This is a genomic window from Methylobacterium sp. J-090 (assembly GCF_022829345.1).
Taxonomy (GTDB): domain Bacteria; phylum Pseudomonadota; class Alphaproteobacteria; order Rhizobiales; family Beijerinckiaceae; genus Methylobacterium.
On the sequence record NZ_JAKSXV010000098.1, the window covers coordinates 281,286 to 304,350 of the forward strand.

Annotated in this window: 22 protein-coding genes; 7 read left to right on the forward strand and 15 right to left on the reverse strand. The window is 71.2% G+C overall.

Translation table 11 applies throughout. The features are described 5' to 3' along the window. Positions 1-8: 8 nt before the first annotated feature. Positions 9-1,091 carry a glycosyltransferase family 61 protein gene (locus tag MKK49_RS20815; protein WP_244031760.1) on the reverse strand — a complete coding sequence of 361 codons (1,083 nt, stop codon included), beginning with the start codon at positions 1,089-1,091 and terminating at the stop codon, positions 9-11. A 109-nt stretch (positions 1,092-1,200) separates the two neighbouring features. Between MKK49_RS20815 and mutL the strand changes: the two genes are divergently transcribed. After that, positions 1,201-3,180, forward strand: a complete 1,980-nt coding sequence (gene mutL / locus MKK49_RS20820; RefSeq protein ID WP_244031762.1) for a DNA mismatch repair endonuclease MutL — start codon at positions 1,201-1,203, stop codon at positions 3,178-3,180. A gap of 4 nt (positions 3,181-3,184) precedes the next feature. On the opposite strand, the gene rsmD is transcribed toward mutL, so the two are convergent. The 3 genes from rsmD to MKK49_RS20835 form a co-directional block, all read right to left on the reverse strand. Continuing rightward, a complete protein-coding gene (gene rsmD / locus MKK49_RS20825; RefSeq protein WP_244031764.1) occupies positions 3,185-3,742 on the reverse strand; it encodes a 16S rRNA (guanine(966)-N(2))-methyltransferase RsmD in 558 nt (185 codons plus the stop codon). Further along, positions 3,739-6,009 carry a pseudouridine synthase gene (locus tag MKK49_RS20830; protein WP_244031765.1) on the reverse strand — a complete coding sequence of 757 codons (2,271 nt, stop codon included), beginning with the start codon at positions 6,007-6,009 and terminating at the stop codon, positions 3,739-3,741. Before MKK49_RS20830 ends, rsmD begins: the two co-directional genes overlap by 4 nt. A 191-nt stretch (positions 6,010-6,200) precedes the next feature. After that, positions 6,201-6,404 (reverse strand): CsbD family protein, encoded by a 204-nt coding sequence (locus MKK49_RS20835; protein WP_244031766.1) that lies wholly within the window; start codon positions 6,402-6,404, stop codon positions 6,201-6,203. A gap of 157 nt (positions 6,405-6,561) precedes the next feature. On the opposite strand from MKK49_RS20835, the gene MKK49_RS20840 reads away from it, so the two are divergent. After that, positions 6,562-7,035, forward strand: coding sequence for a nucleoside deaminase (locus tag MKK49_RS20840; protein ID WP_244031767.1), 474 nt, complete (start codon positions 6,562-6,564; stop codon positions 7,033-7,035). Between the two features lie 3 nt (positions 7,036-7,038). On the opposite strand, the gene MKK49_RS20845 is transcribed toward MKK49_RS20840, so the two are convergent. The 8 genes from MKK49_RS20845 to purE form a co-directional block, all read right to left on the reverse strand. Beyond that, complete coding sequence (locus MKK49_RS20845) at positions 7,039-7,353, reverse strand: hypothetical protein (protein ID WP_244031768.1); 315 nt, start codon at positions 7,351-7,353, stop codon at positions 7,039-7,041. A 90-nt stretch (positions 7,354-7,443) separates the two neighbouring features. After that, positions 7,444-8,919, reverse strand: a complete 1,476-nt coding sequence (locus MKK49_RS20850; protein ID WP_244031769.1) for an MFS transporter — start codon at positions 8,917-8,919, stop codon at positions 7,444-7,446. Between the two features lie 350 nt (positions 8,920-9,269). After that, entirely contained in the window at positions 9,270-10,385 is a 1,116-nt protein-coding gene (locus MKK49_RS20855; RefSeq protein ID WP_244031770.1) for an ABC transporter permease, read from the reverse strand. Then, positions 10,382-11,305, reverse strand: coding sequence for an ABC transporter permease (locus MKK49_RS20860; RefSeq protein WP_244031772.1), 924 nt, complete (start codon positions 11,303-11,305; stop codon positions 10,382-10,384). The genes MKK49_RS20855 and MKK49_RS20860 overlap by 4 nt, the downstream gene beginning before the upstream one ends. Further along, positions 11,302-12,900: a peptide ABC transporter substrate-binding protein gene (locus MKK49_RS20865; RefSeq protein ID WP_244031774.1), complete on the reverse strand. Its 1,599-nt coding sequence runs from the start codon at positions 12,898-12,900 to the stop codon at positions 11,302-11,304. Before MKK49_RS20865 ends, MKK49_RS20860 begins: the two co-directional genes overlap by 4 nt. A gap of 185 nt (positions 12,901-13,085) precedes the next feature. Then, entirely contained in the window at positions 13,086-13,520 is a 435-nt protein-coding gene (locus MKK49_RS20870; protein ID WP_244031776.1) for a GlcG/HbpS family heme-binding protein, read from the reverse strand. A 19-nt stretch (positions 13,521-13,539) separates the two neighbouring features. After that, entirely contained in the window at positions 13,540-14,667 is a 1,128-nt protein-coding gene (locus tag MKK49_RS20875; RefSeq protein ID WP_313899193.1) for a 5-(carboxyamino)imidazole ribonucleotide synthase, read from the reverse strand. Between the two features lie 14 nt (positions 14,668-14,681). After that, entirely contained in the window at positions 14,682-15,179 is a 498-nt protein-coding gene (gene purE, locus MKK49_RS20880; protein ID WP_244031778.1) for a 5-(carboxyamino)imidazole ribonucleotide mutase, read from the reverse strand. Positions 15,180-15,531: 352 nt separating this feature from the next. Between purE and MKK49_RS20885 the strand changes: the two genes are divergently transcribed. Next, positions 15,532-16,008 (forward strand): VOC family protein, encoded by a 477-nt coding sequence (locus MKK49_RS20885; RefSeq protein ID WP_244031779.1) that lies wholly within the window; start codon positions 15,532-15,534, stop codon positions 16,006-16,008. Between the two features lie 120 nt (positions 16,009-16,128). Here MKK49_RS20885 and MKK49_RS20890 read toward each other — a convergent pair whose 3' ends face one another. Next, positions 16,129-16,347, reverse strand: coding sequence for a YdcH family protein (locus tag MKK49_RS20890; RefSeq protein ID WP_244031780.1), 219 nt, complete (start codon positions 16,345-16,347; stop codon positions 16,129-16,131). 193 nt (positions 16,348-16,540) lie between these two features. Here MKK49_RS20890 and MKK49_RS20895 point away from each other — a divergent pair, with 193 nt between their 5' ends. The 4 genes from MKK49_RS20895 to MKK49_RS20910 all read left to right on the forward strand — a co-directional run bounded on the left by MKK49_RS20895 (position 16,541) and on the right by MKK49_RS20910 (position 20,403). Continuing rightward, complete coding sequence (locus MKK49_RS20895; RefSeq protein WP_244031781.1) at positions 16,541-16,723, forward strand: YdcH family protein; 183 nt, start codon at positions 16,541-16,543, stop codon at positions 16,721-16,723. A gap of 205 nt (positions 16,724-16,928) precedes the next feature. Further along, a complete protein-coding gene (locus MKK49_RS20900; RefSeq protein WP_279595665.1) occupies positions 16,929-18,872 on the forward strand; it encodes a propionyl-CoA synthetase in 1,944 nt (647 codons plus the stop codon). A gap of 53 nt (positions 18,873-18,925) precedes the next feature. After that, positions 18,926-20,044, forward strand: coding sequence for an NADH:flavin oxidoreductase/NADH oxidase (locus tag MKK49_RS20905; protein ID WP_244031782.1), 1,119 nt, complete (start codon positions 18,926-18,928; stop codon positions 20,042-20,044). A 2-nt stretch (positions 20,045-20,046) separates the two neighbouring features. Then, positions 20,047-20,403, forward strand: coding sequence for a hypothetical protein (locus MKK49_RS20910; protein ID WP_244031783.1), 357 nt, complete (start codon positions 20,047-20,049; stop codon positions 20,401-20,403). A gap of 379 nt (positions 20,404-20,782) precedes the next feature. On the opposite strand, the gene MKK49_RS20915 is transcribed toward MKK49_RS20910, so the two are convergent. Further along, entirely contained in the window at positions 20,783-22,468 is a 1,686-nt protein-coding gene (locus MKK49_RS20915; protein ID WP_244031785.1) for a methyl-accepting chemotaxis protein, read from the reverse strand. 394 nt (positions 22,469-22,862) lie between these two features. After that, a complete protein-coding gene (locus MKK49_RS20920) occupies positions 22,863-23,027 on the reverse strand; it encodes a hypothetical protein (protein WP_244031786.1) in 165 nt (54 codons plus the stop codon). Positions 23,028-23,065 lie beyond the last annotated feature (38 nt).

Below are 23,065 nucleotides of genomic sequence, written 5' to 3' on the forward strand. Positions count from 1 at the left end.
ATGCCGTCTCAGGGGCGCCCGAGCCAGCGCCCGATCCGCGCCGTGAGCGGACCGCGCCCGGCCCGGCGCCGGGCAATGTCCCGTTCGACGTCGAGGGCCTCGAGTCCGTCGAAATCCGCCGCCCGGCGCACCAGTTCCGCCGCCACCCCCTCGGGATCGGGCACGGACCAGCCGAAGTGGAACCCTTCGTCCGGGCCGGATTGGCTGCCGGCGGGATGGTAGTAGCGTCCCCGCGTGCCATTGAGGCCGTCGAGAAGAGGAAAGTTCGCGTTGAGGTGCGGCGCCCAGTTCAGGCCGAGGATGCGCCGGCCGGGCGCGGCGAAGGCCGCCGTGTGGAAGGCGGACCCCGTCGTGCCCATCACCACCCGGCGTTCCGAGAACAGGCGCACGAGGTCCGGCAGTTCGAGAGTCTCCGGATAGACGATGTCGACACCGCGCCGGGCAAGGGCGGCTTCGAGGTCCGGTTCGTTGCGCAGGCGCGAGATGCCAGAGGCGAGGCGCGTCTTCGACAGGTAGGCCGGTCGCGCAACGCCATCGACCGCCACGCCCGACCAGAACGGGCGCCCGATGGTCCGCACGAGGTCGGCATGGACCGCGTGGGCGAACGCCTGCTCTACGAGGCTCGGCTCCGGCAGGACGAGGTACGGAATGCGGGTGGGTCGATCGAACCGCACCACGTCGTCGGGCGTCAGGCCGAAACCCGCGAGGATCGGCGCCAGGAAGGGTAGGGCGGTGGGGTCCGCATCACCCTGGTAGAGCAGGCGCGGCGGCGGGCCGTGCCAATCGAGGAGGGGCCACAGGCGCCCGAGCGTGCCGACGAGGAAATGCCCGTAATGGGTCGCCAGCGGCCCGAGATAGAGGTGCGGGATTGCTTCGGCACGCGCCACCGGGCCTTCACCGGCGACATCCGGAGAGTTGCCGTCCAGATGCGTGCCGTCGGAGTGCGTGCCGTCCGGCGCGGCCGGGGTCCGGGGCGCGGTGCCGATCGCGGGTCGGTAGACCGCGTCGGTCACGACGCGAAGGGCCGGCGGAGCGGCGATGCGGTCGGTCCGCCCCCACACCACCCGGCAGCGTTCCAGAAGATCGGTCACGACACGCCTCGTTCCCCGGACAGGTTCCATCCCGTTGCGGGCGGGATGACGCGCAGGGACCCCGGCCGCTCGCCTTCCGGCGGCGCGAAGGCGGTCGTATAGTCCGGGCATGCCGCCCGCGCCATCCCGTTCCCCCGCCCCGGTCCGCCGCCTCGATCCGATCCTCGTCGATCGCATCGCGGCCGGCGAGGTGGTGGAGCGCCCGGCCTCCGCCGTGAAGGAGCTCGTGGAGAACGCCATCGATGCCGGCGCGCGGAGCATCGAGATCACCGTCGAGGGCGGAGGCCGTCGCCTGATCCGCGTCGTCGACGACGGCGCCGGCATGGACGCCGACGACCTCGCCCTCGCGGTGGAGCGCCACGCCACCTCGAAGCTGCCGGGCGGCGACCTCACCCGGATCGACACCCTCGGCTTTCGCGGCGAGGCCCTGCCGTCCATCGGCGCCGTGGCGCGGCTGACCCTGACGAGCCGCACGGCGGAGGGCGAGACCGGCCACAGCCTCACGGTGGATGCCGGAATCCGGGGCGCGGTGCGCCCGGCCCCGAGCCCGCGCGGCACCCGCATCGAGGTCGCCGACCTGTTCTCGGCCACACCGGCCCGCCTCAAGTTCCTCAAGTCTGACCGGGCCGAGACGGCGGCCATCGCCGATGGCCTCCGGCGCCTCGCCGTGGCAGAGCCCGGCATCCGCCTCGTGCTGCGCTCCGAGGGCGGCAATCCCCTGGTGTTTCCGGCCGAGAGCGAGGGCGGCGCGGCCGCGCTGCTCCGACGTCTGACGGCGGTGCTCGGGCCTGATTTCGGCGCCAACGCGACGCCCCTCGACATGGCGCGGGAAGGCTTCGCCCTGTCGGGCCATGTCGGCTTGCCGAGCTATCACCGCGGCAACGCCAACCAAATCCATTTCACGGTGAACGGGCGCCCGGTGCGCGACCGCCTCCTGCTCGGCGCCGTGCGCGGCGCCTACGCGGACACCATGAGCTCGGATCGCCACCCCGTGCTCGCCCTGTCGATCACCTGCGATCCGGCCTTCGTCGACGTCAACGTCCACCCGGCCAAGACGGAGGTGCGATTCCGCGACGCGTCCCTCGTGCGCGGGCTCATCGTCAGCGCGATCCACGAGGCCCTGCGCCGGGCCGGCGCTCGCACAGCGACCACCACCGCCGCCCGGACCCTGGAGGCCCTGCGGGCGGAGATTTTGCCCCCAGGGGGCCAAGCCGCTTTCGCGATGGCGGATGGGGGCCGCCCGATGCAGGCCCACACAGGGTGGGGAGGGCGGCCTTCAACGACGGCGCCCCTGCCGCGCGGCCTGCCCTCGTTTGGCGCGCCGGGGCGTTTCCCCACGGTACGGAACGGCTTCGACGAGGCGCCCCAGGCCGCCTTCACCCACGATTTCGCTCCGCCCGGCGCTGATTTTCGTGATGCTGCCGACCTGCGCCCGGCGAGCGACACCCGCGACGACGACACCGAGGCGGCCGGCGAGCATCCCCTCGGGGCGGCACGGGCCCAGCTCCACGAAACCTACATCGTCGCCCAGACCCGGGACGGACTCGTCCTCGTCGACCAGCACGCGGCGCACGAGCGCCTCGTCTACGAGCGCCTGAAACGGGAGCGCGCGGCGGGCGGCATCGCCCGCCAGGGCCTGCTGATCCCCGACGTGGTCGAGATGGCCCCGGACGATGCCGCGCGCCTCCTCGACGCCGCGGCGGATCTCGATCGCCTCGGGCTCAGCCTCGAAGCCTTCGGCCCCGGCGCAGTGCTGGTCCGCGAGGTACCCGCGGCGCTGGCCGGCGCGTCGACCCGCACCCTCGTCATCGACATCCTCGACGCTCTGGCGGGCAGTGGACTGGAAGAGGGCGGCCTCGACGGCACCGAGTCGGGCGGCGGCCCCCTGAGCCGGCGCCTCGACGCGATCCTGTCGCGGATGAGCTGCCACGGCTCGATCCGCGCCGGCCGGCGCCTGCGCCCGGAGGAAATGAACGCGCTCCTGCGCGAGATGGAGGCGACGCCCCTGTCGGGCACGTGCAACCACGGCCGCCCGACCTTCGTCGCCCTGAAGCTCGCCGATATCGAGCGGCTGTTCGGACGGCGCTGAACGCTCAGCCCGTGAAGCGAACGAAGGCCACGGCGGTGTCGCCGTAGACCCGGCGCTCCAGCTCCGAAAAGCCCGGCGGCGGCGCGACGGTGACGCTCGCCGTCTCCTCCACCACCACCAGGGCGCCGGGCACGAGCCAGCCGCCGGAGGCCGCCGAGGCGAGGGCCGCCGGGGCGAGGTCGCGTCCGTAGGGGGGATCGCAGAAGACGAGGCCGAAGGTGCCGCTAGTGCCGACCGGCCCGAGGCGGGTGGCGTCGCGGCGGAACAGGCGCGTCCGCCCCTCGGCCCCGAACGCCTCGATGTTCTCGCGAATCAGGCCGCGCGCCTCGCCCCCCTCGTCGACGAGGAGCGCGTAGGCGGCGCCGCGCGACAGGGCCTCGAAGCTGAGGGCGCCCGTGCCGGCGAAGAGATCGAGGACGCGGGCACCCACGACCGCGTCGTCATAGGCGTGCGCAAGGACGTTGAACACGGCCTCGCGCAGGCGGTCGGAGGTCGGGCGGATCGCGTCGGTCTTCGGGGTGGCGAGCCGGCGACCGCGCTGGTCGCCGCCGACGATCCTCACCGGCCGCCGCGCGGCGGACGGCCCGCGCCACCGCCGGGCTTGTTGAAGCCACCCGAAGGCTTGCCAAACCCGCCGCCGGGCTTGCCACCCGCGCCGCTCCGACCGCCGAACCCACCGGGCTTACCGCCGGCGACGCGGCCCGCAGCGCCAGCCTTGAAACCACCCGGCTTACCGCCACCACCGCCGGGCTTGCTGAACCCGCCGGGCTTGCCGAACCCGCCGGGCTTGCCGCCGGCCTTGAAGCCACCGGGCTTGTCGCCGGGGCGGAAACCGCCGCGATCGGCGCCGGAGCGCTCGGCCCCGATGTCGCGATCCCCGCCGCCCGAGCGCTCGGCACCCTTGAAGCCGCCCGCCTTGAAGCCACCGGGCTTGCCCCCGCCGGCGCGGAAGCCGCCGGAACGATCGTCGCCGCCGCGGAACCCGCCGGGCTTGTCGCCCCGGAACCCGGACGGCTTGTCGCCCCGGGGCTCCCCACGGTTGAATGCGGGCCGCTCGGCGCGGTCGTTAAAACCGCCACCGTCGTGGGGCTTGAAGCTGCGCGGACGCTCATCGCCCCCGCGGGGGGGGCCGCGCCGCTCGGCACCGTCCGGCTTCGAGAAGGCGCGCGGCGTCCCCTGGCCACGCGGCGCGTCGTCCCGGCGCGGAGGCCGGGTGTCGTTGTCGAAGCGGCGCTGCGGGCGCGCGGCCTCGCTCGGGCGCGCGGCAGCGTCGTTCTGGCGCGCCGCGCGGGCATCCGACTGGCGGACTGTGCGCACCGGACGCTCGGGCGCGCCCGTCTCGTCGCGGCGGGCGCCGCGGTCCCGGCGATGCGGCTCGGGCGCCGGCTCCTGCGGGCTCGCCTTCAGGCGCTCCACGAGCACGCGGCGGTCGCCGGTGCCGATGGAGCCGACGCGCTCGCGGCCGCGTGCGGCGGCGGCCTCGCGCTCGACCTTGGGGTCGGCACCCCGGCGCGGAATCTTCACCCGGCGCGGACCGTCCTCCTGGGGGGCGTCTTCCTCGGCGCGCCAGACGGAGCGGCGCGGGCCGGCGCTGTTGCCGCCGGTGGGGACCCGGGCGGGCGCCGTCGGCTTGTACATGGGGCGGTCGCCGCCCCGCGAAGGACCCCGCTCGGCCCCGCGCGCGGGCCGCGCATCGCCGTCGTTGACATCGCGGCGGTCGCGCTGCTGCGCCGCCGAGGCGCTGCGAGCCGGCTGCTTGGCCTGCTGCTTCGGCGAGCCGAACGGCGCGATGGGCTCGCGCACGGGGCTCTCGAAATCGACGCCCGCCTGGTCGGACAGGCCGGGTCCGAGCTGTTCCTTTAAGACCTTGGTGCGGATTTCCTCCGTCAGGCCGGCCTCGAGATCGCCGAGCTGGAACGGCCCGAACGACAGGCGGATCAGCCGGTTCACGGCAAGGCCCAGATGCTCGAGGATGCGCTTGACCTCGCGGTTCTTGCCCTCGCGCAGGCCGAGGGTCAGCCAGAGGTTGTCGCCCGACGACCGGTCGAGAACCGCGTCGACGGGGCCGTAATCCATCCCGTCGATGGTGACACCCTTGCGCAGCTTGTCGAGCTCGGCTTGGCTGGTGTCGCCGTGCGCCCGTACGCGGTAGCGGCGCAGCCAGCCCGTATCCGGGTGGGCGATGACCTTGGCGAGGCCGCCGTCGTTGGTCAGCAGCAGCAGACCTTCGGTGTTGATGTCGAGGCGGCCGATGGCCACGACCCGGGGCAGGTCCTCGGGCAGGGCCTCGAACACCGTTTGGCGCCCCTCGGGGTCGCGGGCCGTGGTCACGAGGCCGCGCGGCTTGTGGTAGATCCACAGGCGGGTGCGCTCGCGCTCGGGCAGGGGCTCGCCGTCGACGGTGATCTCGTCCTCCGCCGTGACGTTGATGGCCGGCGAGGTCAGGATCTTACCATTGAGGGTCACGCGACCCTGCTCGATCATCACCTCGACGTCGCGGCGCGAGGCGATGCCGGCCCGTGCGATGGCCTTGGCGATCCGATCGCCCTCGTGCGCCGACGTGTCCTTGTCCGCTTCGCCGGCCTCGGATGGCGCCCGCTCCGCGACGGGTCTGGCCGGGGCAACGGCCTTGCGCCTCAGGGGCGCGTCACCCCCGCGCGACGGCATCGCGGCCTTGCGGACCCTGGGCTGCTCCTCGGCCGAAGGACCCGGCACACCGGCATCGGTGGCGGGGGTCCAGGGGGCGGGCGCGTCGGCCTGATTCGAAACGGAGGGGGCGGCGGGCGCGTCGTCGGACCCGCCCGTCTTGTCGTCGTTGTTGTCGCTCATGCCTGCCCCATAACAGAGCGGGGGCGCCGTTGCGAGATATCCCGCGCCAAAGCAAGCGTGAAGCAGCGCATGGCACCCGAGACATCGGGCAAGCGGGACACGAAAAAGGCAGCCCCGAGGCTGCCTTTCCGAACAGTCTGCCGACGTCCCACAGGGTACGGCGCGTCAGTGATCTGTCAGGGATGCGAGGATCAGAGCTTGCTCTTCACCGTGTCGGCGGCGCTCTTCACGCCGTCCTTAGCATCGCCCACCGTCTTCTGGGCGTCGCCCTTCAGCTCTTGCGCCTTGCCTTCGGCCTTGAGCTTGTCGTTGTCGGTGGCGTTGCCGATGCCCTGCTTGATGTTGCCGACGGCCTCGTTGGCGACGCCCTTGATCTTGTCGGTGGTGCTGCTCATCGTGAGATCCTCGTGTGAGACGGGCGGCCTCGGCCGCGTTGGAGATGAAACGGTCACGCCGCGCAGGTGGTTCCCCATCCTGCCTCCCGGAACGGCACGCTGGTGCGCCGGGAGGCAGCGATTGTCCGAAAGATGGTGATGCGATTAGGACGGGGCGATGCCGACGCGCGCCCCGCCTCACACCACCGACGATCCCCTGAGCCTCGCCTTCGATGAAGCGCGCCGCGCGGCCCTGGCCGGTGAGGTCCCCGTGGGTGCGGTGGTGGTGCGGGACGGCCGGGTGATCGCGGCGGCCCACAACCGGCCCCGCGCCCTGAAGGACCCGACGGCGCATGCCGAGATTCTCGCGATCCGCGCGGCCTGTGGGATCCTGGGCGACGAACGCCTGACCGGCTGCGACCTCTACGTCACCCTGGAGCCGTGCCCCATGTGCGCGGGCGCCATCGCGTTCGCCCGCATCCGTCGCCTGTACTTCGGTGCCTACGACCCCAAGGGTGGCGGGGTCGAGCATGGCCCCCGAGTGTTCAACCAGCCGACCTGCCACCACGCCCCGGAGGTCTATGGCGGCTTTCGCGAGGCGGAGGCTGCCGGGCTGCTGCGCGCCTTCTTCGCGGAACGCCGCGAGCCGTAGGACTCAGCTTCCGCCGCCGCCCCCGCCGCCGGTGTTGCCGATGGGCTTCGTGTTCTGCTCGGCATTGCCGCTGGCGCCGGAATTGTTGGAGCGGGTCTCGGCGCCCGTAGCGCCGGGGGCCACCGAGCCGATGGAGCCGGGGCCGCTGTTGTCGATACCGCCCGGCTTCACCACGGGCGTGTCCGGTGTCCCGGGCGTCGTGATCCGGGGCGGTCCGGGCTGCCGAATTTCGGCGGGGCCGCTACTCTGAGCGAGGGCAGGCGCCGCGAGGGTGGCGGTCGCCAGAACGAAAACGGCCGAGGTCAGGATGCGCTGCATGAAAGACGTCCTCTTGCGGTGAACCAAACTTCCGTGACGGGTCAACGGGTTGGAGGCTCCCAGGTTGCGGGTCCGGCCCGAGGACGCGCGTCATGCCGCCGCCAGCGGCTTCGACACATCCTCCAGGGACTTGCCCTCCGCCGCGGTGCCCCAGATCCCTCCGACGATGGCCGCCACCGCCATCAGGGTGGCGCCGATGGCGTAGCCGATGAGGACGTTGTCGCGGGACCCCGTCTCCACCAGCGCCCCGAAGAGGAGGGGCCCCGAGACGCCGCCGATGCCGGTGCCCAGCGCGTAGAACACCGCGATGGCGAGCGCCCGGATCTCGAGGGGGAAAGTCTCCGCCACGGTGAGGTAGGCGGCGCTCGCGGCGGCGGACGCGAAGAAGAACACCACCATCCAGGCCGCCGTCTGTCCGACGGGGCCGAACACCTCGATCTTGAACAGGTAGCCGGTGATTGTGAGCAGCACCGCCGAGATGCCGTAGGTGAAGGCGATCATCTGGCGTCGGCCCCAGGTGTCGAACAGGCGCCCCAGCAGCAGCGGCCCGAGGAAGGAGCCGAGGGCGAAGGGCAGCAGGTACCAGCCGACATGGTCGCCCGGCACGCCGTAGAAGCGCTGCAGCACGAGGGCGTAGGTGAAGAACAGGGCGTTGTAGAAGAACGCCTGCGCCACCATCAGAGCGAGACCGACGAGGGTCTGCTTGCGGTGGCCGCCCAGCATGGTGCCGAACACTTCCCCCAGGGGCGTGTGGCTGCGAGTCTTCAGTTTCATGCGCTTCTTCGGATCGACGGGCGGCAGGGTCAGCCCCTCGTCGGTGAAGCGCTTCTCGATGCCGGTGACGACCCGGTCGGCCTCCGCAACGTAGCCGTGGGTGGCGAGCCAGCGCGGGCTCTCGGGAATCCAGGTCCGCAGGATCAGGATGACGAGGCCGATGCCGCCGCCAACGAAGAAGGCGATGCGCCAGCCCCAGGCCGGGTCGATCATGCCCGGACGCAGCACCGCGATGGACAGGAACGAACCGAGGGCCGCGCCGATCCAGAACGAACCGTTGATGACGAGATCGGTCCAGCCGCGCACGCGGGCGGGCACGAGTTCCTGGATCGTCGAGTTGATCGCGGTGTACTCGCCGCCGATGCCCGCGCCGGTGAGGAAGCGGAAGAGGCAGAAGCTCCAGATATTCCACGACAGCCCGGTGGAGGCGGTGGCCGCGAGGTAGAGCGCCAGGGTGATGAAGAACAGTTTCTTGCGCCCGATGCGGTCGGTGAGCCAGCCGAAGCCCAGGGCACCGACGACGGCGCCAACCAAGTAGGAACTTGCTGCCAAGCCGATGTCGAATTCCGTGAAACTCATGGGCGCGGCGCGGAGCGCCCCGACGAGGGAGCCGGCCAGGGTCACTTCGAGGCCGTCGAGGACCCAGGTGATGCCCAGCGCCACGATGACGAGGACGTGGAAGCGGCCCCAGGGCAGGCGATCGAGACGGGCGGCGATGTCGGTGTCGATGACGGTGCCCATGGGCACGCGCTCCGGCGTGGGGCCGGACGCGGTCTCTGCCTTGGTCGCCATCGACACCTCGTTAAGCGTATTGGGGGACAGGTGTGGGCAATCCGCCGAAGTCACCAACGGTTCCGCCAAGCTTTCATCGCTCTCCGGGTGAAATGGCATCCTCTTTCCGGATGCACTTTCCCCATGACATCCCGTGCCGGCCTCGCCGCCCTGCTTGCCCCCTTCGTTCTCGTCTGTTCCGCCCGGTCCTTCGGCGCGGAAGGCCCGGCCCGGTCCGGCTTCGAATGGTGGCGGCTGCGCCCCACCGACGTGAGCACGACGGGATCGACGGGCGCGGGGCCGCGCGAGCCGCGGGTCGGCGGGAACGCGCCTACCGAAGCGCCCGGGGAGCGACGGGCCGTCCGGGTGGTCTATCCGGGGCTTGTCCCGGGGCGGTGAGGCCCGGATGGACCGCCCGCGCGGCGCGGGTCGAGGGCCTCTCCCAGGGCATCGCCCAGGACGTTGAGGGCCAGCAGCGTCGCCACGAGGAAGGCCGCCGGGACGGCGAGCATCCAGGGGGCGGATTCGATGGCGCGCGCGCCTTCCGCGATGAGGGCGCCCCAACTCGTCTCCGGCTCCTGTACGCCGAGGCCGAGGAACGAGAGGAAGCTTTCCAGCAAAATCACCTTTGGGACCAACAAGGTCGCGGCGACGGCCACGGGCCCGAGGGTGTTGGGCACGATGTGCCGGGCGAGGATCCGCGAGGCGGACAGGCCGAGCGCCTCGGCGGCGCGGACGAAGTCGCGACGGCGCAGGGACAGGGTCTGGGCCCGGACCATGCGGGCCATGTCGAGCCATTCGACGGTGCCGATGGCCACCAGGATGAGGCCGAGGCCGGCGGGGAAGAACACCAGCAGCATGATCACGAAGAACACGAACGGCAGGGCGTAGAGCACGTCGACGACCCGCATCATGACGGCGTCGATGCGCCCACCGGCGTAGCCGGCCGCCGCCCCGTAGACGAGGCCGATGAGGAGGGCGACTCCGGTGGCGACGAGGCCGATGGCGAGGGAGACCCGGCCGGCGACGAGGCTGCGGGTGAGGAGGTCGCGCCCGAGGCTGTCGGTACCGAGGAGAAAGTGTCGCCGCAGCACGGGTGCGGCGACGACGAGGCCGCGTCCGTCCTCCGACCGGTCGAGGATCGTCGCCGGGCCGAACAGGTCGGAGCGGGGCAGGTAGGTCAGCACGCGCGGGTCGATGGGCCTCGGCGCGTGAAGTGTCACGCGCGCCGTTCCGTCCCGGATCGTGACGGCCGCCACCGTCACACGCATGCGGAACGCGAGCCGGTCCAGGGCCGGCCGCACCGTCTCGGGGCGCGGATGGGCGGCGAGGCCCGGCGCGGTGCCGACGAGGTCGGGGTAGATCCGCCCCGGCGCATGGCCGGTGAGGGCCGGACCGACGAGGCAGGCGAGCGCCATCGCCGCGAGGAATCCGAGGGCGGCCATGGCGGTCCGGTGGCGGACGAGGCGCAGGGCCACGCGCCTCATCGGGCGATCCGCAGGCGCGGGTCGAGCAGCGCGCAGGCGACGTCGGCGGCGAGGTTGAGGATTACGACGAACACGCCCACCAGCACCACGGTGCCCATCACCAGGGTGTAGTCGCGGTTGAGCGCGCCATCGACGAAGTAGCGGCCGAGGCCGGGCAGGCCGAACAGGGTCTCGACCACCACCGAGCCGGTGAGCAGGGCGGCGGCGGTGGAGCCGAGGATCGCCACGACGGGCAGCAGGGCGCCGCGCAGGGCGTGGCGGGCGATGCGGTGGGCCGGCAGACCCATGGCGCGCTGGGTGCGGATGTGGGGCAGGGCGAGGGTTTCGCGCAAGGACGCCCGGGTGAGGCGCGCGAGGATGCCGGCCTGGGGCAGGGCGAGGGTCAGGACCGGCAGGACGAGGTGGCGCGGCGCACCGCCCTCCCAGCCGCCGATGGGGAGCCAGCCGAGCGCGAGGCCGAACACGATCTGGAGCAGGGGCGCCACCACGAAGGTCGGCACCGCGAGTCCGAGGCCGGCACCGAATCCGACCAGCCGGTCGAGGCCCCCTCCCGGCCGGAACGCCGCTCCGGCGCCAAGGCCGATGCCAAGACCCAGCGCCAGCACGAAGGCGAGGCCGCCGACCGTCATGGAGACGGGCAGGCCGCGCGCCAGGAGCTCGGCGACGCCGAGGTCGCGAAACGAGAAGGATGGCCCGAAATCGCCCCGCGCCAGGGCACCGAGATAGCGCAGGTACTGCACCGCCAGGGACTGATCGAGGCCGTAGGTCTTTCGCAACGCCGCCATGACGGCGGGCGCCAGGGGGCGTTCCAGATCGAACGGCCCGCCGGGGGCGAGGCGAATCAGAAAGAAGCTCACCGTCACCACGGCGAACAGGGTCGGCACCGCCTGGAGCAGCCGGCGCAGGACGAAGCCGATCACGCCTCCAGCCTCAGGAAGCGCGTCGGCGCGGCGTTGCGGAGATTCGCGTGATAGCCCGAGAGGCGCGGGCTGATCAGGGCCTTGGAGCGGGTGTGCATCACCGGAATCCACGGCAGGTCCGTGACCACGATGGTCTCGGCCCGGAACAGCAGATCGGCCCGGCGGGCGAGGTCGGTCTCCGCGGCGGCGTCCCGCATGAGGGCGTCGTAATCCGGGTTGGCGTAGTGGCCGGGGTTCAGGGTGTCGTTGCCGCCCTGGAGCAGGAACAGGAAGTTCTGCGGGTCGGAATAGTCGGCGACCCAGGAAATTCGCGCCACCCCGAAGGGTCGGCCGTCGCGCAGGTACGCGAAATGAGTCTTGGCGTCGGTGTAGGTGAAGCGCGTCTCCACGCCGATGCCGCGCCACATCTCGGCCAGGGCCACCGCTGTGTTGCGGTTGTTGTCGCTGGAATTGAAGCGGTACTCGATGGCGAGGGGCCTATCCCCCGGCCCGAAGCCGGCCGCTCGCAGGAGCGCGCGGGCCTCGTCCTCCCGGTCGATGGGCAGGGCGTCGCGGCCGGCGAGTTCCGGCGGCGTCCGGTAGTGGTCGAGGCCGGGCGGGCACAGGGAATAGGCCGGGTCCATGGTCTCGCCCCAGAGGCGCTGCGCCAGGAACTCGCGGTCGATGACCAGCGACAGGGCGCGGCGCACCCGGACATCGTCGAAGGGGCGGCGGCGGGTATCGAGGGCCAGGGCGTAGAGTCCCAGCGACGGCCCGAGCACGACCTGGCTGCCGAACCGTGCCCTGAGGGAGGCCATCTGGTCGCCGGGCAGATCGGCCAGCGAGTCGATCTCGCCACCGGCGTAGCGGCGCACGGCGCTGGCGAGGTCGGGTGTCGGCAGGAACGCGACGCCGGGGATCGTGACGTCCGCCGCCGCGTGGAAATGCGGATTGCGGGCCAGGGTGACGCGGTCGTTCGGCACCACGTCGCGCAGGGCGTAGGCGCCGTTGGAGACGAGGTTTCCGGGCCGGGTGAAGGCTTCGCCCCAGCGCCGGACGCTGTCCGGGTGGACCGGCAGGGCGGTGGAATGGGTCAGGAGTTCGAGGAAGTACGGGGTCGGCCGCTCCAGGGTGATCACGAGGGTGTCGGGGGAGGGCGCCGCGACCCCGATCGTGTCGGGCGCGGCGTCGCCCGAATTGACCGCGACGGCGTTGCGGATCGGGGCCAGCACCGCGGCGTATTTCGCGCCCAGCGCCGGATCGAGGATGCGGGACAGGCTGAAGACGAAATCGGCGGCCAGAACCGGATCGCCGTTCGACCAGCGCGCGGCCTCGCGCAGGGTGAAGGTGTAGGTCAGGCCATCGTCGGAGACGGTCCAGGCCTCCGCGCATCCGGGGATGATGCGGCCGTGATTGTCGTAGGTGAGCAGGCCCTCGTAGAGATCGCGCAGGATGTGCGCCTCGGCCACCGTCGAGGATTTGTGCGGATCGAGGGTCCCGGGATCGGCGTCGTTGCCGCGCCGGTAGAGGTCGGCGGGCGCGGCCTCGGCCGGGCGGACGAGGGCCGCGGCGGCGAGGCCCGCGAGGCAGTGGCGGCGGTGCGGGGCCGGTGTCATGCCGCCTTTGCGGGGACACGGCGGGTGTGAGCGCGTCCCTGCCCCCTGTGGGGAGGGATCGAGGGTGGGGGTGATTGGGCGACCCTCAGCCGTCGACGGGTCACCCGACCTTCCTCGCCTCCTCCGCCTCCCCACAAGGGGGAGGCGGGGGGCCGCGGAGACAGCGCGATCACCGGAAACCCATGTCAGGCGCCGGTCTGCGCCGAAAACCCCGCCGCCTCGATGCCGGCGACGGCGCAGAGTTCGTCGTTGTCCGAGGTGTCGCCGGAGATGCCGACCGCACCGATCACGGCGGCGCCGTCGCGGATGAGGACGCCGCCCGGCACCGGCACCAGGGCGGCCGGGCCGACGACGTGGCTCACGGCGGCGATGAAGGTCGGATCGTCCGCGGCGCGCTTGGCGATGGCGCGCGAGCCCAGCCCCAGAGCCAGCGCGCCGTTGGCCTTGCCCATGGCGATCTCGGCCCGGCGCAGGGACGTGCCGTCCTCGGCCGCCAGGGCCTTGAGGGCGCCGCGCGCATCGAACACCACCACGACCAGGGGTTTCAGGCCGTGCCCGCGACCGGCCTCCAGGGCCTTGGCGACGAGGGTCTGGGCAGCGGCAAGGCTAAGGTCGGTCATGAGGACGCTCGCGAGACGATCAGGTTTTCGGAAGGAGGCGGGTGACGTGGCCCATCTTGCGGCCGGGGCGGGCCTCGCCCTTGCCGTAGAGGTGCAGGTGCGCGCTGGACTGGGCGAGGAGGCCGGCCCAGTCCGACACCTCGTCGCCGATGAGGTTGTGCATCTCGACACCCATGCCGCCGACGCGGGCGGGGTCGCCGAGCGGCCAGCCGCAGACGGCGCGGACGTGCTGGGCGAATTGCGAGGTGATGGCCCCCTCGATGGTCCAGTGGCCGGAATTGTGGACGCGCGGGGCGATCTCGTTGACCACGACCCGGGCCGGGCCGTCGGCCTGCGGCACCAGGAACATCTCGACGGCGAGCACGCCGACATAGTCCAGCGCCTCCGCGATGCGCCGGGCCATGCCTATGGCGGCGGCCTCGGTCTGGGGGGCGATGCCGGGGGCGGGCACGCGGGTGACGGCGAGGATGTGGTCGCGGTGCTCGTTGGCGCAGGGCTCGTAGGCGGCGAACGCCCCGTCGGGGCCGCGGGCGGCCACCACGGACACTTCGGTCTCGAACGGCACGAACCCCTCGAGGATGCAGGGCGCGCCGTCGAATTCCGCCAGGATCGCGGCGGCGTCGACGTCGCCCTCCGCCCGGATCATGCGCTGGCCCTTGCCGTCGTAGCCGAAGCGCCGGGTCTTCAGGATCGCGGGCCGGCCGATCCCGTCGAGCGCCCGCACCAGATCCTCGGGCGTGTCGACGGCCCGGTACGGCGCGGTCTCGATGCCGAGCCCGTTGAGGAAGGTCTTCTCCGCGAGCCGGTCCTGCGTGGTGGCCAGCGCCCCGGCATTGGGGCGCAGGGGCGCCTTGGCGGCGAGCGCCTCGGCCGCGGCGGCGGGAATGTTCTCGAACTCGTAGGTCACGACATCGACGCTGGCGGCGAACCGCGTCAGGGCTTCGACGTCGTCGTAGGCCGCCACCGTCCGCGTGGCGCAGACGTCGAAGGCCGGGCTGTCGTCGTCGGGGGCGAAGACGTGGACCTTCAGGCCGTAATTGGCGGCGGCGAGGGCGATCATGCGGCCGAGCTGACCGCCGCCGACGATGCCGAGGGTCGAGCCGGGCTGAACGTTTCGTGTGGCGGTCGCGGCGGATGGTGCGGTCACGGCGGATTTCACGATCAAGAAGGGTCGCTCTGCGGGTGTTCGGCGACGCTCGCGGTCTGCGCGGCGCGCCAGGCTTCGAGGCGGGCGGCCAGGCCCGGATCGGTGAGCGCCAGGATGGCGGCGGCGAGGAGCGCCGCGTTGACGGCGCCGGCCCGGCCGATGGCGAGGGTGCCGACGGGAATGCCGGCCGGCATCTGCACGATGGAGAGCAGGCTGTCCTGGCCGGACAGGGCCTTCGATTCGACGGGCACGCCGAGGACGGGGAGGGGGGTCATGGCGGCGGTCATGCCGGGCAGGTGCGCGGCTCCGCCGGCCCCGGCGATCACCACCTGGAAACCCTCGGCCTTCGCGCCCTTGGCGAAGGCGACGAGGCGATCGGGCGTGCGATGGGCCGAGACGATGCGGTCGGTGTGGGCGACGCCGAGGGCGTCGAGGGTCTCGGCGGCATGGCGCATGGTCGCCCAGTCGGACTGGCTGCCCATGATGATCGCGACCGGATTGGCTCCCGCCATCGTCGTCCCATCCCTATGGATTCAGGGGGCGGGGGCCTGCGGCACCCCAATCCAGCCGCATACGCGCGCCGTGGCTGGGCCGCAAGACGGCCGCCGGCCGGGGCGGGAATCCGGGGCGGGCCATCCCCTGCGGATTGCGGGCCGTGCGGGCGACCGGCGGAGGGCGGTACCGGTGGAGGATCGGATCGATCCCGGACGAAAAGACCGACGGGATGTCGAGCGGTCTCCTTGCATCCTGGCATCCTGGCATCCTTGCAGCCTCGACGCCGGATGTCCGGAGGAACGTCCTGTGGCAGAATCGGCGCGGACGCGGACGGTGTTCGTCCGTCGGCAGCGCGAGGGAGGAGCCGCTATGGTAGCCAAGGCCATGATCTGCCTCTGGTACGACAGGGAGGCGGAGGCAGCCGCCCGCTTCTACGCCGACACGTTTCCGGACAGTGCGATGGGGGCGGTCCACCTGGCGCCGGCCGATTACCCGTCCGGAAAGGCGGGTGACGTGCTGACAGTCACGTTCACGGTCGCCGGCATCCCGTGTCTCGGCCTGAACGGCGGGCCCGCCTTCCGGCACAACGAGGCCTTCTCGTTCCAGATCGCGACGGAGGATCAGGCGGAGACGGACCGTCTGTGGAACGCGATCGTCGACAACGGTGGACAGGAAAGCGCGTGCGGCTGGTGCAAGGACCGCTGGGGCATCTCGTGGCAGATCACGCCACGGGTTCTCACCGCCGCGTTGGCCGCCGGTGGCGAGGAGGCGAAGCGCGCCTTCACCGCCATGATGGGCATGCGCAAGATCGACGTTGCGGCCATCGAGGCGGCCCGGCGTGGATGACGATGCGACGGCGGGCGCGGCGCGCGGCCCGAACGTCCGCCCGGGGCCGGAGCTCAGGGGTTCGAGGGGCTTGGGGGACGCTCGCCCCCATCCCGACCGAGCGCGAGCGGACCGCCGCCCTCAGGCGATGATGTCCGGCGTGATCTGGTCCTCGATGTAGGAAATCCGGTCGCGCAGGGCGAGCTTGCGCCGCTTCAGGCGCTGGATCTGGAGCTGGTCGCCGGCCACGCTCAGCTCCAGGGCGTCGATGGCGCCGTCGAGGTCGCGGTGCTCCTGCTTGAGCCGCTCCAGTTCCTCGGCGGACGCCGTCGGTTCGTCGTCGTTCAACTCACTCGCCATCGCACCTGATGTCCCGGGACGCCCTGGCCGCGACCATGCGGCACCGGTCCGCCCTCGGCAAGAACCCCCGAATGGGCGTGCACATCGAAGGCTCGCACAAAGTTCCGTCAAGCATGGCCGTCGATAGGCTTCGACAGCCGGCTCATCGTGTGCCAGTCTCCCGCCCGTCGAAACGAGACAGGAGAAGACACTCATGTCACTGCAGACGCACCTCACCCAGCTCGCCCGGAAGCACGAAGCCCTCGAGCGGGAGATCCACGACGCCACCCACCGACCCTCGGCGAACGATCTGCGCATCGCAGAACTCAAGAGAAAGAAACTCCTTCTCAAGGACGAGATGAACCGGCTTCGAAGCGACACCGATTCGGTTCACTGAGCCGCCTGGACCCAACGTTTGTTTCTCTTAGCGTTCGCCGCCGCCGCTGGTCTCCAGGGCGGCGGTTCTCGTTTGGGCAGGGCCTTCTCCGGGGCGGGGTCTTCCGGGACAGAGTCTCCCGGGACAAGCCCTTCGCCGCGCGCGAAAAGCGCGTAAGCTCCGGCCCAAACCGGCGGTTACGACCGGTCCGACGACCGGAGGAACGATGGACGAGACAGCCACTTCGCGGCCCGGCCCCACCGGCGAGATGCCCTACGCCGCCCTGCACGCGGCTTCCCTCGCCGACCCCGAAGCGTTCTGGCTCGACGCCGCGAGGGCCCTCGACTGGACGCGTCCGCCCGCGCGCGCCTTCGATGCAACGGCCGGCGCCTACGGAAGCTGGTTTCCCGATGCCACGCTGAATGCCTGCCACAACATGGTCGACCGGCACGTCGCGGCCGGGCGGGGCGCGCAGGCGGCGATCCGCTACGATTCGCCCGTCACCGGTACCCGGCGCACCATCACGTACGCGGCCCTGCTCGACGCGGTGGCGACGCTCGCCGGACTCCTCGCCGATCTCGGGGTCGGCCACGGCGACCGGGTGGTGATCTACATGCCGATGGTGCCCGAAGCCCTGTTCGGCATGCTCGCCTGCGCCCGGCTCGGGGCCGTCCACTCCGTGGTGTTCGGAGGCTTCGCCGCCAACGAACTGAGCCTGCGCATCGACGACGCCGCGCCGAAGGTCGTTCTCGCCGCCTCGTGCGGGATCGAGCCGAACCGTGTCGTCGCCTACAAGCCGCTGCTCGATGCCGCCCTCGCGGCGTCCTCGCACAAGCCCGAGGCCTGCCTCATCCTCCAGCGCCCGCAAGGGGAGGCGTCCCTTGTGGCGGGGCGCGACCGGGACTGGGCCGAGGCCGTGGCGCAGGCGAAGGCGGCGGGCCGCCGGGCCGCGTGCACGCCCGTGGCGGCCACCGACCCGCTCTACATCCTCTACACCTCAGGCACGACGGGCAAGCCGAAGGGCGTGGTGCGGGACACCGGCGGGTATTGCGTGGCCTTGGCCTGGACGATGCCCAACCTCTACGGCGTCGCGCCCGGCGAGACCTACTTCTGCGCCTCCGACATCGGCTGGGTGGTGGGGCATTCCTACATCGTCTACGGCCCGCTGCTCCACGGCTGCACCACCATCCTGTACGAGGGCAAGCCCGTCGGCACGCCCGATGCCGGCGCCCTGTGGCGGGTGGTCTCCGAGTACGGCGCCGTCTGCCTGTTCACCGCGCCGACGGCCTTGCGCGCCATCAAGAAGGACGATCCGCGCGCCGAGCGGGTGGCGGATTACGACCTCTCCGGCTTCCGCAGCCTGTTCCTCGCCGGCGAGCGGGCCGACCCCGATTCCGTCGCCTGGGCCGAACGGGCGCTCGGCCGCCCGGTCATCGACCATTGGTGGCAGACGGAGACGGGCTGGGCCATCGCCGGCAATCCCCTCGGCCTCGGCCTCCTGCCGGTCAAGCACGGCAGCGCCTGCGTGCCGATGCCGGGCTACGACCTCGCGGTCCTCGACGAGGCCGGCCGCCGCGTGCCCGCCGACACCATGGGCACCATCGCCCTGCGCCTGCCCCTGCCGCCCGGGTGCCTGCCGACCCTGTGGGGCTCGGACGCGCGCTTCCGCGCCAGCTACCTCACCACCTATCCCGGCTGGTACGACACCTCGGATGCGGGCGTGGTCGATGCGGACGGCTACGTCACGGTGCTGGGGCGCACGGACGACATCATCAACGTCGCCGGCCACCGCCTGTCCACGGGCGGGATGGAGGCGGTGCTGGCCGGGCACCCCGACGTGGCCGAATGCGCCGTCATCGGCATCCGCGATCCCCTGAAGGGCGAACAGCCCTGCGGCTTCGTGGTGCTGAAATCCGGCGTCGATCGCGACACCGGCGCCATCGAAGCCGAACTCGTCGCCCGGGTGCGCGAGCGCATCGGCCCCGTCGCGGCGTTCAAGCTGGCGCTCACCGTGGCGCGGCTGCCGAAAACCCGCTCCGGCAAGATCCTGCGCGGGACCATGAAGCGGATCGCCGACGGGGAGCCCTGGACCACGCCGCCGACCATCGACGATGCGGGCGTGCTCGACGAGATCGGCGCGAGCCTGAAGGCGCGGGGTCTGACGCCCTAGCCGGGGGGCGCCGGTTCGGCCAAAAGGGCGGACATCGCCCGGGAGAGCCACCCATGACCGTCCGCCTGTTCGAGCCCCTGCGCCTCGACGACCTCGAACTCGAGAACCGCATCATCGTGGCGCCCATGTGCCAGTACTCGGCCCATGCGGGCCAGGCCGGCGACTGGCACCTCATGCACCTCGCCCAGATGGCCCAATCCGGGGCCGGTCTCCTCACCCTGGAGGCGACGGCGGTTTCGCCCGAGGCGCGGATCTCGCCGACCGACCTCGGGCTCTATTCCGACGCGACGGAGCTGGCCCTCGGCCGCGTCCTCGACGCCGTCCGGGCGCATGCCCCCATCCCCATCGCGATCCAGATCAACCATGCCGGACGCAAGGCCTCGAGCCGCGCCCCCTGGGACGGCGGCGCGCAGATCCCGCCCGACGCCCCCGACGGCTGGCGCACGGAAGCGCCCTCGGCGGTCGCCCACGGCACCGACGAGGTCCCGCCCCACGCCCTCGATTCGGAGGGGCTGAAGCGCATCCGCGACGGCTTCGTGGCGACGGCCCGCCGGGCGCTCCGGCTCGGCATCGACGGGTTCGAGCTGCACGGGGCGCACGGCTACCTCCTGCACCAGTTCCTGTCGCCGCTCTCCAACCAGCGCACGGACCAGTACGGCGGCGACCTCGCCAACCGCATGCGCTTCCCGCTCGAATGCTTCGAGGCCGTGCGCGACGCCGTGCCGGCGGGAAAACCCGTCTGGATGCGCGTCTCGGCCACCGACTGGGTCGAGGACGGCTGGACCCTCAACGAGACCGTGGAACTCGCCCACGCCCTCAAGCGCCGGGGCTCGGCCGCCATCCACGTCTCCACGGGCGGCCTCTCGACGGCGCAGCAGATCCCGCTCTCGGCCGGCTATCAGGTGCCGTTCGCCGAACGCATCAAGGCCGAGACCGGGCTGACCACCATCGCGGTCGGCCTCATCACGGAAGCCGCCCACGCCGAATCGATCCTCGCCGAGAACAAGGCCGACGCCATCTCGCTCGCCCGCGCGCTACTCTACGATCCGCGCTGGCCCTGGCACGCGGCGGCGGAACTCGGGGGCAAGGTGCGGGCGCCCAAGCAGTATTGGCGCTCCCAGCCGCGCCAATACAAAGACCTGTTTCTCGAGACCCGACACGGACAGCGCTGAGCATGGACGACGACATCACCACCTTCTCGGTCCAGCGCGTCCGCTACGACGAGGAGAACGGGATCTGCCTCGTCTCCGGCGCCGACGACGAGGAGGAGCCGGCCGGCTACTTCATCATCCAGATCGAGAAGGGCGACCCCGACGGCCCCCTCATCGAGATCTTCGGCGAGGACCTGACCCAGGCCGACGGCGTGGTGGCGCTGGAGATCGGCCTGCGGTCCCTGCACTTCACCTTCGACCCGAAAAGCCTCATCGGCGCGGAGATGCCGATGGTGCGGATCGAGTCGCAGACGGAGATTCCCGAGCGGGCCCGCACGCGGCTGGCCGTGGCCTTCGGGAAGCGCGCCAAACGGGCGTGAGGCCCATCGGTGCTCCGCCTTCCTCCAGGCTACGGCATTCACACATCTCGCGGGCAGCGCAGGTCCCCTCTCCTGAAAGGAGAGGGAGCCCGTCACGACCGTTCGAAGCGCCGTGCTTCTTTGTTCGAGCGCCGAGAAAGCGCATCTGCGATCGCCCTGCCTGGATGGAGAGGAAGCCCCGGTGCGCCTCCCGCCCGCATCTGGATGCCTGCCGCTGCACAGAATCGGCCCATTCGCAGTTGTGTGAATCCGGTAGCCTTCCAGGAGCGGGAACCCGAGTTGACCGCTCCTCAAATGAATCTCGTCGGCCGAACGAGGGGGGACATCGGGCCCGTCGATCGGGCGCATCCCCGGGCTCCCGGCGATGCGCCCGGTCGTCTTACGCCGCGCGCACGGTGGCGAGGAAGCGGGCCACCTCGGCGTCGAGATGCTCGGACTGGCGGGAGAGTTCGGAGGCCGCACCGAGAACCTGGGCCGCCGCGGCGCCGGTCTCCTCCGCGGCCTGGGCGACGCCGGCCACGTTGCTCGTCACCTCGCCGGTGCCCGTCGCCGCCTGGGCGACGTTGCGAACGATCTCCTGCGTCGCCGCCCCCTGCTCCTCGACGGCCGCCGCGATCGCCGTGGCCGTCCCGCTGATATCCTGGATGCGGGTGGTGATCCCGCCGATCGCCGAGACCGCCTGGCCCGTCGCTGCCTGGATGCGGCCGATCTGGCCGCCGATCTCGTCGGTCGCCCTGGCCGTCTGGTTCGCGAGTTCCTTGACCTCGGCCGCCACCACGGCGAATCCGCGGCCCGCTTCACCCGCGCGGGCGGCCTCGATGGTGGCGTTGAGGGCGAGGAGATTGGTCTGGCTGGCGATCGTCGAGATCAGACCCACCACGTCGCCGATCCGGCTCGCGGCCTGGGCCAGTTCCTGGACGAGGACCGCCGTCGCGCCCGCCTCGGTCACCGCGGCCTGCGCCATCTGCGCCGAACCGCTGACCTGACGGCCGATCTCCTGGACGGAAACTCCGAGTTCCTCCGCGGCGGCCGCGACCGTGTTGACGTTCACCGCGGCTTCCTCGGCGGCGGCCGCGACGGTGGTGGATTGCGAGGCGGTCTCCGCCGCCGTCGACGTCATGGTCTGCGCCGTCGCCTGCAGCTCGGTCGCCGAGGACGAGACCATGCCGATGATGCCGCCGACGGCCTGCTCGAAACGATCCGCCATCTGCCGCATGCCGGCCTTGCGCTGCTCCTCGGCGGCGAGGCGGGCCTGCGCCGTCTCGCTCTCGAGTTGCTGCGTCCGGATCATGTTGTCCTTGAACACCTGAACCGCCTGCGCCATGGCGCCGATTTCGTCCGCCCGCGCCCGGTGGGGAACGACGGTCGCGGTATCGCCGGTCGCCAGGCCGCTCATCGCCCCGGTCATCGCCGTGATCGGACGGGAAATCCGCACGAGGCCGATCAGCATCGCCCCGAGGGCGACCAGGGCCGTCAGGATGATCGACACCATCGCCATGAACGAGGCGGAGTCGACGGTGGAAACGCTCGCATCCGCATCCCGCTGCGCGCCCTTCCGATTCAGGTCGACGTTGCGGCCGAGCATCTCGCCGGCCTCCGAATAGGTCTTGAGCAGATCGGGGCCGACGAGCTCCGCCAGGGCCTCGGCCTGGCGGCCGGTCTCCATCAGGCCGACGAGGTGCCGGCTCGACTGATCGTAGTGGCTCCAGAGTTCGGCGAAGCGTCCATACAGGGCTTGCTCCTCCGGCGAGGAGATCAGGGGTTCGTAGCGCTTGCGCGCCTCCGCCATGACGACGGTCGCGGCCTCGTAGAAGCGCCGGTTCTCGGCCAGCTTCTCGGGGTTCGTCGAGGTGGTGACGAGGCGATACTGCCTCAGGCGCAGCTGGCTGGCGGCGGCATTGATCTCGTTGACCGTCGCGACGGACGGCAGCCAGTTCGCCGCCACCTCGTTCACGCCCTGCCGGATCGTGGCGAGTTTCGAGATCGAGAGGATGCCCTGGCCCGCAACGATGAGCGCGACGCCCCCGAAGAGGGCGGCGAGGGTGGCTTTGAGGGTGATGCGCATGAGACGATTCGGCGCGTGAGGTACCAGACGAGCTGCCGCGCACAGGTCGTCCAGGTCAGTGACGCGCCAATTGTTTCCTGAAGTTATTATTTTGGCGTTAATGTTCTATCTTTGCGATCTCTCGAAAACACATCTGTAGATCAATATTCGGTCATGTGTTATTTATAAATCGAATCGAATTTTATCCTATTTATTCAGATGTACTATCCGGTTCAGGGCTCGGATTGAGGAGGCTTGCATTTGATATTCGCTGAATAAAACCGCACCGGAAGCCATTCACAAATCGTGGGATTGTGTCAAATCAGAACTCCCATTGCCATTCATGACATGAGTTTGGCGTAAAACACCGAATCGCGTAGTCAGATCATAGATCGTCATCGAATTAATCTGGTCTTCAGTCGACGAATTCCGATCGCAGCAGATTCGGGAATCGTGGGATTCGTCGGAAGCCGGGATCCGCAATGTTGCCGGACGAGGCGCGCGTGACGAAGACCTTCGAACGATAGGCCATTGCCGAACGCGTTCCACCGCGCTGCGGAAACGCCGCGCCGATACTCATCCTGGGTGCGTCGACGACTTTTGCAACCCGTGATGGAT

Bases quoted from the DNA above. Each gene is read 5' to 3' on its own strand.
- MKK49_RS20865 (WP_244031774.1), bottom strand. From the start codon at position 12,900: ATGACACCGGCCCCGCACCGCCGCCACTGCCTCGCGGGCCTCGCCGCC.
- MKK49_RS20870 (WP_244031776.1), bottom strand. From the start codon at position 13,520: ATGACCGACCTTAGCCTTGCCGCTGCCCAGACCCTCGTCGCCAAGGCC.
- MKK49_RS20845 (WP_244031768.1), bottom strand. From the start codon at position 7,353: ATGCAGCGCATCCTGACCTCGGCCGTTTTCGTTCTGGCGACCGCCACC.
- MKK49_RS20840 (WP_244031767.1), top strand. From the start codon at position 6,562: ATGCCGACGCGCGCCCCGCCTCACACCACCGACGATCCCCTGAGCCTC.
- MKK49_RS20835 (WP_244031766.1), bottom strand. From the start codon at position 6,404: ATGAGCAGCACCACCGACAAGATCAAGGGCGTCGCCAACGAGGCCGTC.
- MKK49_RS20895 (WP_244031781.1), top strand. From the start codon at position 16,541: ATGTCACTGCAGACGCACCTCACCCAGCTCGCCCGGAAGCACGAAGCC.
- MKK49_RS20920 (WP_244031786.1), bottom strand. From the start codon at position 23,027: ATGAGTATCGGCGCGGCGTTTCCGCAGCGCGGTGGAACGCGTTCGGCA.
- MKK49_RS20890 (WP_244031780.1), bottom strand. From the start codon at position 16,347: ATGGCGAGTGAGTTGAACGACGACGAACCGACGGCGTCCGCCGAGGAA.
- MKK49_RS20910 (WP_244031783.1), top strand. From the start codon at position 20,047: ATGGACGACGACATCACCACCTTCTCGGTCCAGCGCGTCCGCTACGAC.
- MKK49_RS20900 (WP_279595665.1), top strand. From the start codon at position 16,929: ATGGACGAGACAGCCACTTCGCGGCCCGGCCCCACCGGCGAGATGCCC.
- purE (WP_244031778.1), bottom strand. From the start codon at position 15,179: ATGGCGGGAGCCAATCCGGTCGCGATCATCATGGGCAGCCAGTCCGAC.
- MKK49_RS20855 (WP_244031770.1), bottom strand. From the start codon at position 10,385: ATGAGGCGCGTGGCCCTGCGCCTCGTCCGCCACCGGACCGCCATGGCC.
- MKK49_RS20885 (WP_244031779.1), top strand. From the start codon at position 15,532: ATGGTAGCCAAGGCCATGATCTGCCTCTGGTACGACAGGGAGGCGGAG.
- MKK49_RS20850 (WP_244031769.1), bottom strand. From the start codon at position 8,919: ATGGCGACCAAGGCAGAGACCGCGTCCGGCCCCACGCCGGAGCGCGTG.
- MKK49_RS20905 (WP_244031782.1), top strand. From the start codon at position 18,926: ATGACCGTCCGCCTGTTCGAGCCCCTGCGCCTCGACGACCTCGAACTC.
- MKK49_RS20915 (WP_244031785.1), bottom strand. From the start codon at position 22,468: ATGCGCATCACCCTCAAAGCCACCCTCGCCGCCCTCTTCGGGGGCGTC.
- MKK49_RS20830 (WP_244031765.1), bottom strand. From the start codon at position 6,009: ATGAGCGACAACAACGACGACAAGACGGGCGGGTCCGACGACGCGCCC.
- mutL (WP_244031762.1), top strand. From the start codon at position 1,201: ATGCCGCCCGCGCCATCCCGTTCCCCCGCCCCGGTCCGCCGCCTCGAT.